Here is a 14220-nt window from a genome sequence, read left to right as displayed (position 1 = left end):
ACGGCACGCCTTTCCTTTGCCGAAAAGATTCCCACTTTTTAAAACAGCGGCAGGCGGTCGTCCTGGATCAGGATCTCGAGCTTGTCTGACACATCCTGCGTCCAGGCCCGATGCCCCGTCAAAGCCGACGGGAAAAGACCGGGCAAGGTGAAGAGAGCCGCCGAAATCGCCGGACCGGTCCGGGGAACATCGGCAATCAGCGCAGCGATCTCAGCAGCACGGGGATCGCGCAGCTCATAGCGCTCGCCATTGCCGTGCTCGCCGATTGCATAACGCATCCATGCCGCGACGGCGATCGCATAGGTCTCCGCCCGGTCGCCATGGGCCAGCGCTTCGCATGCCGGCTCCAGCAGCCGCTGTGGCAGTTTCTGCGTGCCGTCCATGGCGATCTGGTAGGTGCGGTGTGCGATCGCCTTATTTGCAAAGCGTGCTATCAATTCGCTGGCATAGTCGTCGAGATCGATGCCCGGCACCGCGTCGAGGGTGCGTGCCGCCGCATGCATGTGGCGGTAGGCGAGCGCTGCCAGCGCCTCATCGTCCATGACGTCGCGGATGTATTCATAGCCGCCTATATAACCGAGATAGGCGAGCAGCGAATGGGCGCCGTTCAGCATCCTGAGCTTCATTTTTTCATAGGCCGAAACGTCCTCGACCATCAGCGCACCGCGTACCTTTTCCCACGCCGGACGGCCATTGGCGAAATGGTCTTCGATGACCCACTGCGTAAAAGGTTCGGTCTCGATCGCCGCCAAGTCGGTGCGGCCCGTCAGCCGCTCGGCATCGGCATAGGTCGCTTCGGTGCTCGCCGGCGTGATGCGGTCGACCATCGTCGAGGGGAAGGGCACATTCGCTTCGATCCAGCGATGCAGATCGGCATCGATGCGGGACGTGAATTCCAGCACGAGGCGCTTCAGCACGGCGCCGTTGCTCGGCAGGTTGTCGCAGCTGAGCGGCGTAAAGGGCGCGATACCCTTCTGCTGGCGGCGCGCAAGACCTTCGACGAGATAGCCGATGACGCCGCGCGGCGCATGCCGGTTGGCGAGGTCGGCGACAATATCGGGGTGCCTGAGGTCGAGACCGCCCGTTGCGGGATCGAAACCATAGGCCTTTTCGGTCACCGTCATGCTGACGATGCGGATGGCAGGATCCTCGAGCCGCGCCAGCAGCCCGGCCGGATCGCGCGGCGCCACATGCGCCTTCAGGATCGAACCGATCACTTCGGCCGTCGTGCCGGACGTATCGCGGATCAGCACCGTATAGAGCCCGTTCTGGGCGGAGAGATTATCCGCGACATCGGGCGTGCGCAGGCTCGCCACCTCGATGCCCCAGTCGCCGCCGGCGGCGGCGAGCGCGGCATCCGTGAAGGGCGCGAAATGGGCGCGGAAGAAGGCTCCCGGGCCGAGATGCAGGATGCCGGCCTTCAGCGCATTTCTGTTATAGGCGGGAAGCTTCGCCGTCGGCGCAAGGCCGGTCACGTTCTGCAGTCTGTCGCTCACAGCTTATAGGCCTTCTTCGCATTGTCATAGGAGAGTTCGCGCGCCACGATCTCGGCTTCTTTCCTGGAAATCCGGTGCTCGGCTGCGAGCTGAGCGAGGAAGCGGCAGACTTCGCGGCGCCAGACGTCATGCCGCGCCGGGATCGACAGCAGTGCCCGCGTGTCGTCGTTGAAACCGGCCATATTGGCGAAACCGGCCGTTTCGACGACCTGGTCGAGATAGCGGCGGATGCCGAGCGGACTGTCGTGGAACCACCAGGGCGGGCCGATCATCAGGCAGGGCCAATGGCCAGCCATCGGCGCCAGTTCCCGGGCATAGGTCGTCTCGTCGAGCGTGAAAAGCAGGATGCGCAGGCCCGGCGCGTGGCCGTATTTGGATAGCAGCGCATGGAGGCCGCCGACCCAGTCGGTGCGGGTCGGGATATCGGCGCCCATATTGGGCCCGCGAGTGGCAAAGAGCCCGCTGTCGGTATTGCGTCTCGAGCCGGCATGGATCTGCATCACCATGCCGTCCTCGGCCGAAAGACCGGCCATTTCGGTCATCATCTGGCCGCGGAAAAGCTCGGCATCGGCAGCCGAAAGGGGACCTTGCAATGCCTTGTCGAGCAGCGCCTGCTTTTCGGCAAGCGGCAGATCTGATGTAAAGGCTGTCGGCACGCCGTGATCGGTCGCGGTCGCGCCGAACTGGCGGAAATAGGCTCGTCGGCGCCGATGTGCCTCGATCAGGCCGTCCCAGCGCGTCACCTCAGTGCCGGTGATCTCTCCGAACTTGACGAGATTGTCTCGGAAACCGACGGCATCGGGATCGGTGACGCTGTCCGGCCGGTAGGTGGTGCGTACCTTGCCGATCCAGCCGTCCGCCGCCATTTTCTGGTGATGGACAAGCGGGTCGAGCGCGCCCTCGGTCGTCGCGATCGTTTCGATGCCGAATCGCTGATGCAGCGCCCGCGGGCGGAACTCGGGACGGGCGAGCTGGGTATTGATGTGATCGTAAAGCGTATCGGCATTATCAGCGGTCAGCGGTTCGGTGCAGCCGAGCACAGCCGACATTGCATGATCCACCCAGAGGCTTGAAGGCGTTCCGCGGAAGAGGTGATAATGTTTGGCAAAGGTCCGCCAGATCGCCCGGCCCTCGGCCACCGGCTTGCCGTCGAGCCGCGGCACTCCGAGCTCGTCCAATGCAACGCCGACGCTGTGCAGCATGCGAAAGAGATAGTGATCGGGAATGACCAGCAGCGAAGCCGCATCTTCGAAAGGCTTGTCGTCGGCGAACCAGGACGGTTCGGTATGCCCGTGCGGGCTGACGATCGGAAGATTGCGCACCGTCTCGTAGAGGTCCCGCGCAATGGTCCGTGTCGCCGGATCGGCTGGAAAGAGCCGGTCCGGATGAAGAAAGCCGTTTCCTGCATCCATCAGTAATCCTCCCTGATGGATAGGGCCTACCCCACAACATCGGGTACGGCAAGGTCTTTTAGTAACCAAACGGTTCAGTTTTGCGCATGGCCGCGCCGGCGGTCGAAAACATTGACGAAGCGGCCTATTTCCGCTTTGGGAAAACCATCTGTTCTGCCGGTGTCGGCAGAGGAGGATCTAGAGCTTTTCCGGATTAGATTGTAGCATTCTGTTGGCTCAAACGGAGTCGGATGGTCGACCGGCCGGCGCGCGTCGTAGCCAAGCTTTACGGCCAAGCCGGCCGGTCGATCAGCCGGCCCGTTTCAGCCAACCCGAAGGGCCGGGCATTTTTCCGCCAGGATCAAAGGCGATCGGCTCGGACGTACCTTGGGGTATGCCCGTCGCCAATCGCCTTTGCCCTGACGAAAACCTGCTCCGGCAGAATGCTGCAATCTAACCCGGAAAAGCTCTAATGTCCGACGAGATCAATCGCATCACCCGGCTGGAGGAAATGCTGGCCTATCAGGCAAAGACGATCGAAGAGCTTTCCGATCAGCTCGCCGAACAATGGAAGATCGTCGAGCAGATGCGCAGCAAGCTTGACCGGCTGACCGAGCGCTTTCTGTCGCTCGAGGAGCAGTCGCTGGAAGCCCCTGGTATCACCCGCCCGCCGCATTATTGATGCGCGCAGTACCGTTTGCTTTCGGATGATTGATCGGACGCCGCCGATCCCTGAGCAGCCGGCGGCCGGAAAGCGGTTTCGCAATCTGCGCCTTTGCGGTATAGCGCTGCTGAATTCCCTAAATCGGAATCGATTTAAGGATAAAATTATGCAGCCCGTTTAAGATGCTGCAGCGTCCTTTGCGCGTCCAAAAAGGCACGGCGGCGCTGTAGGGAAGCATTGCAACGAAAGACAGTCTCATGGCCGCCACCATCCGTTATCACGAAGGCGATATTTCCGCGGCCGATGCGGCCCGCTATACCGGCGCGATCGCGATCGATACCGAGACATTAGGCCTGGTGCCGCGGCGCGACCGTCTCTGCGTCGTCCAGCTTTCTCCAGGTGACGGCACCGCCGACATCATCCGCATCGCCGCCGGCCAGAAAGAAGCGCCCAATCTCGTCGCCCTGCTCGAAGATCCCACCCATCAGAAGATCTTCCACTACGGCCGCTTCGATATTGCCGTGCTCTTCCATACTTTCGGCGTCACCACGAGCCCGGTTTTCTGCACCAAGATCGCCTCGCGCCTCTGCCGGACCTACACCGATCGCCACGGCCTGAAGGATAATCTCAAGGAGATGCTCGACGTCGACATCTCCAAGGCGCAGCAATCTTCCGATTGGGCGGCCGAGACGTTGTCGCCGGCCCAGCTCGAATATGCGGCGTCCGACGTGCTTTATCTGCATGCGTTGCGCGACAAACTGACGGCCCGGCTGATCCGCGACGGCCGCTTCGACCACGCTACGGCCTGCTTCGAGTTCCTGCCGACCCGCGCCAAGCTCGACCTGCTCGGCTGGGAAGAGGCCGATATCTTCGCTCACAGCTGAGGGAATTGCCGTCATTTTCGATTGCTTGCGGCTGCGGATGGGCTGATCCGCCGGCGTTAGCGATTCCTTAATGTCTGGTGTTTAATATTCGATTTAATTTTTATGCATTCGATGGCGCTGCAATTGCGTCATGCGGACAGGAGGATCTGCTCGGGATGCAAGGGACCGGATGAGCGCGGTCCTTTCATAGAGCCTGCTTTCATCGTCACTTTACGAAAGGGCATGCCATGTTGACCCCTGTTCGTGCAGCGTCCAATGCAAGCTTTTCGTCCCAGGGCCAGACCGCGGCGATCGTCGCCGGTGGTCTCGGACGTTCGGTGGTTGCGCCCGCGCCCGTCAACGCCGTTGAAGCCGCCGACCTGAATTCCGCCATTGCCGGCAAGCTCAATATCCTGCTGCTTGCCGCGCGTGAGCGCATGGTCGAAGCCCTTTTCGATGTCATCGATGCGGCGGGCCGCTCGATCTCGCTCGACCGCGGCGAGGACGAAAGCAATCTCGCCTTCGCCTCCCGGCTCGCCGACGCCATCCGCGGGCTGCCGGCCGCCAGGATCGATGAGGCCGAACGCCGGCTGAGTGCGCAGGGCAACAGTCTGCCGCTTCGGATGATCGCCGCAGCCTTGAAGAACCCGGCGGGGCCTGAGGCGGCGCGTATCGTCGCCTATCTGGAAATCGTGCGCTACAAGGACCGCGATCTCGCCGCCCGCGCCGTCGTGCGCTCCTATGGCCAGAACGACGCTTCGCCCACGCGCGCCGAAGCCCGGCCCGAAATCCAGCTGCACGAAACCAGTCTGCCCGCCGCAATCCGCCAGCCGGCGGAAAAGCGCGCTGCGCCAGCCGGCAATGGGATCGAGACCGCGGTGCTTGCGACAGCCGGGGAAACTATTGCCGCCGAAGCCGAGGAAGCCGCCGATCCTGAAAGGCCGCGGTCTGAAAGCCGCATTCGCGCTGCTTCGGTGACGACAGCAGAGGTTGCCCCGAAAACCGCGGAGGTCGAAGCGCGGCAATCGGCGTCGGCGGAGCGGCATGCTGCCGACGCCACGGCCGAGGCGACGGAGCCGCCGGTCATACCGCCTCGCGCGACGTCGGAAAAGGCCGATCCTGTCATTCCCCGGAACTGGACGGGAATCGTCACCTCCATGACCGAGGAGGTCTCCGAGATGATCGTTTCCATCATCCGCGAGCAGGACTTGGAAACAGTGCTGGAGGATGGTCCTGTCGAGGCGGCGGTGGAAATTGATGCCATTCTCGACGATGCCGTCATCAGCGAAGCGACGGAGACCTTGACGAGGCAGCCGGCGGATCTCGCCGCCGCCGATATCAGACAGTCTGCAACGCCCCACCCGCTGCAGGTGGACGCCGAGGCCACTGCTGCGGCTGCCCGCCAGCCGAAGGAAATTGCAGCGCAACCGCAACCGGTGCCGCTTCCCGAGATGGCCGAAGCTACTTATGTGCCGCTCGCGGCCAAGGTGCCGGAGGGCTTTGCCTATGCCCAGCTGCCTTATCAATTCGCCAAGGATACTACGTCGAACGAAAAGGCCGGCGAAACGAGCCACCAGCATCACCATCAGCACGAGGATGCGCCGCAGGACGAGCAGCAGGCGCAATCCGGCGGTGAGGATGCCGAACCCGACGCCGAAGCGGCTGAAACGGCACCCGAGCGCCGGACGCCGAGGATGATCGACGCCGAGCCGAAGGCGTATCAGCCGGACACGACAGCCGATCCGGTCTACGCGCTTTATCAGCGCATGGTCGGCTGGGAATAGCAGTTTTCATTAGCTGAAAATGAAAAACCCGCCGGATCGCTCCGGCGGGTTCTTCAATTCGAAAGCAGCTGCGAGGCTTATTCGCCGCCGCGGTTCTTCAGGGCTGCGCCCAGGATGTCGCCGAGCGAAGCGCCGGAGTCGGACGAACCGAACTGAGCGACGGCTTCCTTCTCTTCCGCAATCTCCAGAGCCTTGATGGACAGCATGATCTTGCGGTCCTTCTTGGAGAAGTTGGTGACGCGGGCGTCGAAGACCTGGCCGACCGAGAAGCGCTCGGGGCGCTGCTCGTCGCGGTCGCGGGCGAGATCGGCGCGACGGATGAAGGAAGTGATGTCCTCGTGGTTGACGAGCTTCACTTCGACGCCGCCGTCGTTGACTGCGATCACTTCGCAGGAAACGACGGCATTCTTGCGCAGGTCGCCCGATGCAGCGGCTTCGCCGACCGCATCCTTGCCGAGCTGCTTGATGCCGAGCGAGATGCGTTCCTTCTCGACATCGACGTCGAGAACGACGGCCTTGACGACGTCACCCTTGTTGAACTCCTCGATGACCTGTTCGCCCGGACGGTTCCAGTCGAGGTCGGAGAGGTGCACCATGCCGTCGACATCGCCGTCGAGGCCGATGAACAGGCCGAATTCGGTCTTGTTCTTGACTTCGCCTTCGACTTCAGTGCCGGCCGGATGGCTGCGGGCGAATGCTGCCCACGGGTTTTCCAGCGTCTGCTTGAGGCCGAGCGAGATGCGACGCTTGGACGGATCGACTTCGAGAACGACGACTTCGACTTCCTGGCTGGTCGACAGGATCTTGCCGGGGTGAACGTTCTTCTTGGTCCAGGACATTTCCGAGATGTGGATCAGGCCTTCGATGCCCGGCTCCAGCTCGACGAACGCACCGTAGTCGGTGATATTCGTGACGGTACCGGAAATCTTCTTGCCTTCCGGATACTTGGCCTGGATGCCATCCCACGGATCGGACTCGAGCTGCTTCATGCCGAGCGAGATGCGGTGGGTTTCCTGGTTGATGCGGATGATCTGAACCTTGACCTGCTGGCCGATGTTCAGGATTTCCGACGGATGGTTCACACGGCGCCATGCCATGTCGGTGACGTGCAGCAGGCCGTCGATGCCGCCGAGGTCGACGAACGCACCGTAATCGGTGATGTTCTTGACGACGCCGTCGACAACCTGGCCTTCTTCGAGGTTCTGAACGATTTCAGAACGCTGCTCGGCACGGGACTCTTCCAGAACCGTACGGCGCGATACGACGATGTTGCCGCGGCGCTTGTCCATCTTGAGGATTTCGAAGGGCTGCGGGTTGTGCATCAGCGGAGTGACGTCGCGGATCGGACGGATGTCGACCTGCGAACGCGGCAGGAAGGCGATCGCACCGTCGAGGTCGACCGTGAAGCCGCCCTTGACCTGGTTGAAGATCACGCCTTCGACGCGCTCGCCGGCTTCGAACTTGGCTTCGAGCTTGATCCAGCTCTCTTCGCGGCGAGCCTTCTCGCGCGACAGAACGGCTTCGCCAAGCGCGTTTTCGATGCGCTCGACATAGACTTCGACTTCGTCGCCGACCTTCAGCGAACCGTCCTTGGCGCGTGCGCCGAATTCCTTGAGCGCAATGCGGCCTTCAACCTTGAGGCCGACGTCGACAACGGCGACGTCCTTTTCGATGCCCGTGACGATGCCCTTGGTGACATAGCCTTCGGCCAGGTCGTTCTTGGCAAAGGACTCTTCGAGAAGAGCCGCGAAATCCTCGCGGGAGGGGGTAGCTACTGACATAAAATCTCCTGCGTGTCCCGAAATGGAATCGGACACGTGCGCGCCGGTTGGTTTGCGTTGAACGGGCCTGAACCCAGTCCGCCCTCTCTCACGAGGGCAATCCGGCGCTTGGACGGAATTTCAGGCTGCATAAAAGCGATATGCGTGCTTCTGAGCACGCGAAATCACTTGAATTTAGGCATTTCGGCTCAAGACTGCATCGATGATCGATTGCGCAGCTTGAAACGCGGCCTCTATACTCATTTCCGACGTATCAAGCAAGTGCGCATCGACCGCTGGTTTCAAAGGGCTGTCGGCCCGTCCCATGTCGCGTTCGTCGCGTCGCTTGACGTCCTCGAAAATCGCATCGAAATCGGCCGTCGCACCCTTGCCGACAATCTCGTCGTAACGGCGTCTCGCGCGCACCTGTGGCGTTGCCGTCACATAGAGCTTGACCGGCGCATCCGGGCAGACGACCGTGCCGATATCGCGCCCGTCGAGCACAGTGCCCGGCGCTTTTTCCGAGAACCGCCGCTGCGCCTCGACCAGCGCCCGGCGCACCGCCGGCATGACGGCGATCTTCGAGGCGGCTTCGCCGATCTCGTGTTGAGAAAGCATATCGCGATCGAGCCCGCCAAGTTCAACTTCCCGCGCCATCTTTTCCGCCACGGCCTCGTCGTCAAGCGGCAGGCCAGCGTCGAGCAGCGCCTTGGCGGTGGCGCGGTAGGTGAGGCCCGTGTCGAGATGGTGGAAGCCATATTGCTCGGCGATGCGGCGCGAAAGCGTGCCCTTGCCGGCCGCCGCCGGGCCGTCGATGGCGATGGTGAAAGTCTTGGTCGTCATGGGATCAATCCTGGAGCAGGGCGCTTACGGGCCTCGGCGCGGCGCCACACGTGGCATAATGCTTTGTAAAGGCGCAGCATTTCCTTCGCAAGTCCGCCCTTTCCGGCGACCGGCTCCGCCCGCTTCTGCAGCCCCCGCGCCTCGTTGCGAGAGGGGAGCCGGCCGGGCATCCGCCGGCGCCGGAAATAGCCGGCACTGCGATGATAAAGTTTGGCTTTGACATGCGAAGCCGCAGCGATTAAGGGGACCGGCTTATAAATTCCGATGGAACGCCGGCTTGAACGGCATTTTGCCGAATCGCGGATTCGGCCATTCTCACGAGGCTTATAGTGGCGAAAGCGGAACTTGGAACCAAGCGCACCGATCCGGAAACCGGCAAGAAGTTCTACGATCTGAACCGGGATCCGATCGTTTCTCCTTATACCGGCAAGTCCTACCCCCTGTCCTTCTTCGAGGAAACCTCGGCGATCGCCGACGTCGCCGAAGAAGACGAGGTAGCGGAAGTCGATACCGAAAACACCGAAGTCGAGCTGGTCTCGCTGGAAGATGCCGATGACGCCGCCGGCGGCGACGACATCCCCGATATCGGCGACGACGATGTCGAAATCGAAGGCGACGACGACGACGATACCTTCCTGACGCCCGACGAAGACGATGACGATGACGACATGAGCGACATCATCGGCGTGACCGGCGACGAAGACGAAGTCTGACGACCGCATTTCGGCCCGGTGAGGAAAAAATTCTCCGGGCCGAATTTTTTAGGCTTGCTATCTCCGAAAACCGGAAGTAATAAGCCGCCACCCCAGAGGCAACGCCCTCCGGAGTATCCCAGGACCGGCCACGCCGGACCACCTTTGATGGGGCTATAGCTCAGCTGGGAGAGCGCTTGCATGGCATGCAAGAGGTCAGCGGTTCGATCCCGCTTAGCTCCACCACGCTTCGCCCTTACGGGCTTCGCGTGGCGCAGCCGCGAGCAGGTATTGCGCCTTTCCCGACAAGTACAAAGCGCTTGAATTCGAGACCTACTTGAAATCGCATTCCGGTAGAGCTTTTGCCAGCAAAAGATTGGTCCAGCCGAATCAGACGCCGGATCATCTCATGAAACAGCAGACCGATTCCGAATAGCCAGAAAAGGCCTCCAGCGGCGTCTGTGGAGACCGGCGCACCCTCCAACGTCTGACGATCCCTTTGATCTATAGTGATAGCGTCGGCGAAGCTTGGCTCCGCCCATTCCTTGCCAATCCTCTTTGCCAATTCCTCAATGAACGGAATTATCCTTGTGCCGAAATCTTAGCGATTCGGCCCCAGGACCCTTGAGCAATGACCAGAGCAAGACGCCGCCGTATCATTCGTACACGACGCACCCTGACCGGACTTGCGCTCGTCGGCTCGATTTCGTTTCTGGCCGGCATGACCGATGCGACCGGCCTGCTGCTGACCGGCGATTTCGTCTCCTTCATGACGGGCAACACGACGCGGGCCGCACTTGCCTTGAGCGAGGGCAATCTTTTTCACGCGGCGGTGCTGATCTCGGCCATTCTCGTCTTCGTGCTCGGCAACGCGGCGGGCATCGTCGTCGCCCATGTCTCGCAGCGCCGGATTTTCGTGGTGCTCGGCTGCGTCGGCCTCGTCCTGGCGCTCGCCTCGATAGTGAGCGCGCAAAGCATGATGCTTCCGAGATTCTACCTGATCGTCTGTTCCATGGGCATGGTGAACGCCGCCGTCGAACATATCGAGGGCCTGCCGATCGGGTTGACCTATGTCACCGGCGCGCTGTCGCGTTTCGGCCGCGGCATCGGCCGCTGGATCATCGGTGATCGCCGTGTCGAATGGACGATCCAGATCGTGCCCTGGGCCGGCATGGTGCTCGGCGCGATCGCCGGGGCGGTGCTGACGCGGCTGGTGGGCGCCCATGCCTTGTGGCTGGTCGCCATCTTTGCCATGGCGCTGGCGCTTGCCGCCATGTTCATTCCCCGGCCGCTTCAGCGGCGCTTCAACCAGAAGCTTGCGCCGCACCGCTCGACCCCACGTGCGAATTAGAACCGTCGCATTCCTGTTACCCTCGAATCGGATAGGAAGGACCGCCGCCAATCCTCAAGGAGCAGGTCTTGTTCGTCATTTCGAAGCTTGTCTGGATTTTCGCTCAGCCATTGTCGCTGGCATTCTTCCTCGTCTTCTTTGCCCTGCTTGCCGGCCTTCTGCGCTGGCGGACCTTAAGCATTCTCGGCGCAACGGGTTCGGCCCTCATCCTCTTCGTCACCCTCTACACCACCACCGGCAACCTGCTGATGCAGGGTCTCGAGCAGCGCTTCGCAAAACCGGCGGCCGATCCGGAGAACCTGCAATGCATGATCGTGCTCGGCGGCGCCTTCGAAAACGAGGTGAACACGGCGCGCCACGGCATCGAATTCAACGGGGGCGCCGACCGCTTCGTCGAAGCCCTGCGGCTCGCGCAGAAATTTCCGCGGTCGCGCATTCTGGTATCTGGCGGCGACGGCTCCATCTCCGGCATCTACGAAGGCGATGCGGCTGCGTCCGAACGCTTCTTCCCGCTGTTCGGCATCGGCAGGGAGCGGCTGATCGAGGAGCGGCAATCGCGCACCACCTTCGAAAACGCCGTAAATACCAAGGAATTCCTGGCAAGCCAGGGCCTTTCCCATTGCCTGCTGATCACCTCGGGTTTTCATATGCCACGTTCCGTCGGCATCTTCCGCAAGCTCGGCATCGATATCGTGCCCTGGCCGACCGATTATCGCACCGACGGGCAGGTGAGGCCGGGCCTGGATTTCACCCAGCCGAACCTCAATGCCCAGAATATGGCGACGGCGATCCGCGAATGGTACGGCCTGGTCGGCTATTACCTCGCCGGCCGGACGTCGGAGCTCTATCCCCGTTAAGCTTATTTCTTCGAGATGGTGACGAATTTCGTGCCGCGCACACGCGCGGTCACGATGCAGGGGTCACCTTCGGTGCGGTCGCAGAAACGCGGATGCATCTTCATCGCCAGCACCATGTTGCCGAAGCGCTGGACGAAGTCATAGCCGTAGATCTGCGCCGTCGCGATCATGAAATAGCCGCCTTCGGCGACCTGCAGATAGAAATTATAGGTGCAGCCGTCGTCATTGCATTGCGGCCCCTTCTGCCCGTCGCAGGTGAGCAGGCCTTCGTTGACCACCGCGTCGATCAGCCCGTCATTGTTGATGTCCTGCCGGGTGATGAAGCCGTCGGCGAATTCGGCCGTCTTGCACTGCTCCTGGAAATGCTTCTTTTCGTAGATCTCCGGGTCGGAGATCAGCGATTGCTGGCCGAGGGCGGCAGCCGGCATGACGAGCAGCAGGAGAACATTCAGAACGGCGAGCACCAGCGGTTTCACGGGCTTTCCTCTTTTGGATAAAGCTCTATCAGCTTGCTTTATGGCCGCCCCGCCTTGCGCCGCCCTTGCCGCCGTGGTTCTTTCCGGAAACTGTTCGCCGGCTCCGGGGTCCTGATGTCCTTGCTCGTCTATCTCGATTATGCCGGCATTGCGCTATTTGCCGCGACCGGCGCGCTCGCGGCCTCGCGCAAGCAGCTCGATCTGATCGGATTTCTGTTTTTCGCCATGGTGACTGGAACCGGCGGCGGCACGGTGCGCGATATCGTGCTCGGCCGCGTGCCGGTCTTCTGGGTGCTGAACCCCGGCTATATCCTCGTCTGCTGCGTCATGGGCGTCATCGTCTTCTTCACCGCCCACCTGCTGGAATCGCGCTATCGTCTGCTGATCTGGCTGGATGCGATCGGCCTTGCCGCCTATTGCGTACTCGGCGCCGCCAAGGGACTTGCCGCCACCGGCTCGCCGACCATCGCGATCGTCACCGGCACGCTCACGGCGACCTTCGGCGGCATCCTGCGCGATCTGATGGCAAACGAGCCTTCGGTGCTGTTGCGGCCGGAGATCTATGTGACTGCAGCCTTGATCGGCGCCGGTGTCTTCACGCTTGCCAATGCGCTGGGAATGCCGCTCTATCTGGCGTCCGCCTGTGGCGTCGTGGCGGCCTTTGCCGTTCGCGGCGGCGCGCTGTGGTTCGGCTGGACCTTCCCGACCTACAAGCACCAGCCCGGCCGGCATCCCGACGATGTCATGTGAGGCGGCTGTGCGTCAGACTTGCTTCGCTCGCAGGCGGATCACCACGTCGACATGGGCGATTTCCATGCCCTCGGGAGGCTCCGGCAGATTGCCGATCGTCAGGTTGCTGACGGGAATGTCGAGCACTTCGTTTTCGCCTTCGATGAAGAAATGGTGGTGGTCCGAAACATTGGTGTCGAAATAGGTCTTGGCGCTTTCGACGGCGAGAACGCGGATGAGACCAGCTTCGGTGAACTGGTGCAGCGTGTTGTAGACGGTCGCCAGCGAAACCGGCACGCCGGCGGCGACCGCCTCCTCATGCAGTTCCTCGACGGTCAGATGCCGGTCGCCCTTGGCAAACAGGAGGTCGCCGAGCGCCACGCGCTGGCGGGTTGGGCGCAGGCCGGCGCCGCGCAGCCTTACCTCTATTGCGATCGGGAGTGCACCCGTCATCAACACCAACTCCGGTTATTCCTGCATCAAGCAATCATGTTTCTCCAAGCGGTATAACTTTTGCACTGGAGCCTTTCAATAGTTCAATGGGGACAAGAGCCTGATAAACGCGGCAAAAACGGGCTCTCGGCGCAAATAGGTCTGGTCCCGGCCCTGGCCTTCCTGTATGCGACCACCAAATAATGACGTAAGCCTGGTCCGGGACGATGAATGAAGCTGCCTTGCTTGTGCTTCATTTTCTGAAGAACTTGGACTACACGTTCACATCCATCGGCTTCACGCGGGGGGAAAAAGAAATTTATGACAACCAGACAGTCCAGCTTCTCGTATGAAGAACTCATCGCTTGCGCCCACGGCGAGCTGTTCGGGCCCGGCAATGCGCAGCTGCCGCTGCCACCCATGCTGATGGTTCACCGCATCACGGAAATTTCCGAAACGGGCGGTGCCTTCGACAAGGGCTATCTCAGGGCCGAGTACGACGTACGCCCCGACGACTGGTATTTTCCCTGCCATTTCGAAGGCAATCCGATCATGCCGGGCTGCCTCGGCCTGGACGGCATGTGGCAGCTGACCGGTTTCTTCCTCGGCTGGCTCGGCGAGGAAGGTCGCGGCATGGCGCTTTCGACAGGCGAGGTGAAATTCAAGGGCATGGTCCGCCCGCACACGAAGCTGATCGAATACGGCATCGACTTCAAGCGCGTCATGCGCGGTCGCCTCGTGCTCGGCACGGCCGACGGCTGGCTGAAGGCGGACGGCGAGACCATTTATCAGGCGGCCGACCTTCGCGTCGGTCTATCGAAAGACAAGGCGGCCTGAAACCGCATTTCGAGCGGCTGACGAAAACAACAAAGGTTTGATCAG

Annotated in this window: 14 protein-coding genes, 1 tRNA gene and 1 pseudogene; 10 read left to right on the top strand and 6 right to left on the bottom strand. The window is 61.6% G+C overall.

The genetic code is table 11. The annotated features are described in order from the left end of the window. Positions 1-38: 38 nt before the first annotated feature. Together GA0061105_RS09560 and uxaC are read right to left on the bottom strand one after the other, a co-directional pair. Positions 39-1496: a mannitol dehydrogenase family protein gene (locus tag GA0061105_RS09560; protein WP_092749648.1), complete on the bottom strand. Its 1458-nt coding sequence runs from the start codon at positions 1494-1496 to the stop codon at positions 39-41. Then, positions 1493-2908 (bottom strand): glucuronate isomerase, encoded by a 1416-nt coding sequence (gene uxaC / locus GA0061105_RS09555; RefSeq protein WP_092749646.1) that lies wholly within the window; start codon positions 2906-2908, stop codon positions 1493-1495. Before uxaC ends, GA0061105_RS09560 begins: the two co-directional genes overlap by 4 nt. Positions 2909-3359: 451 nt before the next feature. Between uxaC and GA0061105_RS09540 the strand changes: the two genes are divergently transcribed. The 3 genes from GA0061105_RS09540 (at position 3360) to GA0061105_RS09530 (ending at position 6198) form a co-directional block, all read left to right on the top strand. Further along, positions 3360-3569 (top strand): SlyX family protein, encoded by a 210-nt coding sequence (locus GA0061105_RS09540; RefSeq protein ID WP_064693289.1) that lies wholly within the window; start codon positions 3360-3362, stop codon positions 3567-3569. 239 nt (positions 3570-3808) lie between these two features. Beyond that, positions 3809-4435: a ribonuclease D gene (locus GA0061105_RS09535; RefSeq protein ID WP_064693290.1), complete on the top strand. Its 627-nt coding sequence runs from the start codon at positions 3809-3811 to the stop codon at positions 4433-4435. A 227-nt stretch (positions 4436-4662) separates the two neighbouring features. Further along, the gene (locus GA0061105_RS09530) at positions 4663-6198 is read left to right on the top strand and encodes a hypothetical protein (protein WP_092749644.1); all 1536 of its coding nucleotides are present in this window, start codon (positions 4663-4665) and stop codon (positions 6196-6198) included. Between the two features lie 77 nt (positions 6199-6275). Here the strand turns inward: GA0061105_RS09530 and rpsA are convergent, their stop codons facing one another. Together rpsA and cmk are read right to left on the bottom strand one after the other, a co-directional pair. Then, positions 6276-7979 (bottom strand): 30S ribosomal protein S1, encoded by a 1704-nt coding sequence (gene rpsA, locus GA0061105_RS09525; protein WP_028757934.1) that lies wholly within the window; start codon positions 7977-7979, stop codon positions 6276-6278. A gap of 174 nt (positions 7980-8153) precedes the next feature. After that, positions 8154-8801: a (d)CMP kinase gene (gene cmk, locus GA0061105_RS09520; protein WP_064681613.1), complete on the bottom strand. Its 648-nt coding sequence runs from the start codon at positions 8799-8801 to the stop codon at positions 8154-8156. Between the two features lie 329 nt (positions 8802-9130). Between cmk and GA0061105_RS09515 the strand changes: the two genes are divergently transcribed. From GA0061105_RS09515 to GA0061105_RS09495, 5 genes and pseudogenes are all read left to right on the top strand, one after another. Next, positions 9131-9514 (top strand): TIGR02300 family protein, encoded by a 384-nt coding sequence (locus tag GA0061105_RS09515; RefSeq protein WP_085776500.1) that lies wholly within the window; start codon positions 9131-9133, stop codon positions 9512-9514. A gap of 149 nt (positions 9515-9663) precedes the next feature. After that, positions 9664-9739: transfer RNA gene (locus tag GA0061105_RS09510), tRNA-Ala, on the top strand. Positions 9740-9782: 43 nt separating this feature from the next. Beyond that, positions 9783-9929: pseudogene (locus GA0061105_RS33290) on the top strand (GIY-YIG nuclease family protein); the annotation flags it as partial. 195 nt (positions 9930-10124) lie between these two features. After that, a complete protein-coding gene (locus GA0061105_RS09500; protein ID WP_092749642.1) occupies positions 10125-10844 on the top strand; it encodes a YoaK family protein in 720 nt (239 codons plus the stop codon). 68 nt (positions 10845-10912) lie between these two features. After that, the gene (locus GA0061105_RS09495) at positions 10913-11701 is read left to right on the top strand and encodes a YdcF family protein (RefSeq protein WP_092749640.1); all 789 of its coding nucleotides are present in this window, start codon (positions 10913-10915) and stop codon (positions 11699-11701) included. A 2-nt stretch (positions 11702-11703) separates the two neighbouring features. Here the strand turns inward: GA0061105_RS09495 and GA0061105_RS09490 are convergent, their stop codons facing one another. Then, complete coding sequence (locus tag GA0061105_RS09490; protein WP_092749638.1) at positions 11704-12177, bottom strand: hypothetical protein; 474 nt, start codon at positions 12175-12177, stop codon at positions 11704-11706. A 114-nt stretch (positions 12178-12291) separates the two neighbouring features. On the opposite strand from GA0061105_RS09490, the gene GA0061105_RS09485 reads away from it, so the two are divergent. Continuing rightward, positions 12292-12927 carry a trimeric intracellular cation channel family protein gene (locus GA0061105_RS09485; protein ID WP_092749636.1) on the top strand — a complete coding sequence of 212 codons (636 nt, stop codon included), beginning with the start codon at positions 12292-12294 and terminating at the stop codon, positions 12925-12927. 12 nt (positions 12928-12939) lie between these two features. Here the strand turns inward: GA0061105_RS09485 and irrA are convergent, their stop codons facing one another. Then, the gene (gene irrA, locus GA0061105_RS09480; protein WP_064693738.1) at positions 12940-13359 is read right to left on the bottom strand and encodes an iron response transcriptional regulator IrrA; all 420 of its coding nucleotides are present in this window, start codon (positions 13357-13359) and stop codon (positions 12940-12942) included. 300 nt (positions 13360-13659) lie between these two features. Here irrA and fabA point away from each other — a divergent pair, with 300 nt between their 5' ends. Continuing rightward, positions 13660-14175 carry a 3-hydroxyacyl-[acyl-carrier-protein] dehydratase FabA gene (gene fabA, locus GA0061105_RS09475; protein ID WP_064693298.1) on the top strand — a complete coding sequence of 172 codons (516 nt, stop codon included), beginning with the start codon at positions 13660-13662 and terminating at the stop codon, positions 14173-14175. The last annotated feature ends 45 nt before the right edge of the window (positions 14176-14220 follow it).

It is taken from the genome of Rhizobium aethiopicum, from assembly GCF_900094625.1.
In the GTDB taxonomy this organism is placed as follows: Bacteria; Pseudomonadota; Alphaproteobacteria; order Rhizobiales; family Rhizobiaceae; genus Rhizobium; species Rhizobium aethiopicum.
Note: the sequence above shows the minus strand (reverse complement) of the source record. Positions and strands in the feature narration are given on the sequence as shown.

Coding starts and splice junctions, on each gene's coding strand:
- uxaC (WP_092749646.1), bottom strand. CDS start 2,908: ATGGATGCAGGAAACGGCTTTCTTCATCCGGACCGGCTCTTTCCAGCC.
- GA0061105_RS09540 (WP_064693289.1), top strand. CDS start 3,360: ATGTCCGACGAGATCAATCGCATCACCCGGCTGGAGGAAATGCTGGCC.
- GA0061105_RS09535 (WP_064693290.1), top strand. CDS start 3,809: ATGGCCGCCACCATCCGTTATCACGAAGGCGATATTTCCGCGGCCGAT.
- GA0061105_RS09530 (WP_092749644.1), top strand. CDS start 4,663: ATGTTGACCCCTGTTCGTGCAGCGTCCAATGCAAGCTTTTCGTCCCAG.
- rpsA (WP_028757934.1), bottom strand. CDS start 7,979: ATGTCAGTAGCTACCCCCTCCCGCGAGGATTTCGCGGCTCTTCTCGAA.
- cmk (WP_064681613.1), bottom strand. CDS start 8,801: ATGACGACCAAGACTTTCACCATCGCCATCGACGGCCCGGCGGCGGCC.
- GA0061105_RS09500 (WP_092749642.1), top strand. CDS start 10,125: ATGACCAGAGCAAGACGCCGCCGTATCATTCGTACACGACGCACCCTG.
- GA0061105_RS09485 (WP_092749636.1), top strand. CDS start 12,292: ATGTCCTTGCTCGTCTATCTCGATTATGCCGGCATTGCGCTATTTGCC.
- irrA (WP_064693738.1), bottom strand. CDS start 13,359: ATGACGGGTGCACTCCCGATCGCAATAGAGGTAAGGCTGCGCGGCGCC.
- fabA (WP_064693298.1), top strand. CDS start 13,660: ATGACAACCAGACAGTCCAGCTTCTCGTATGAAGAACTCATCGCTTGC.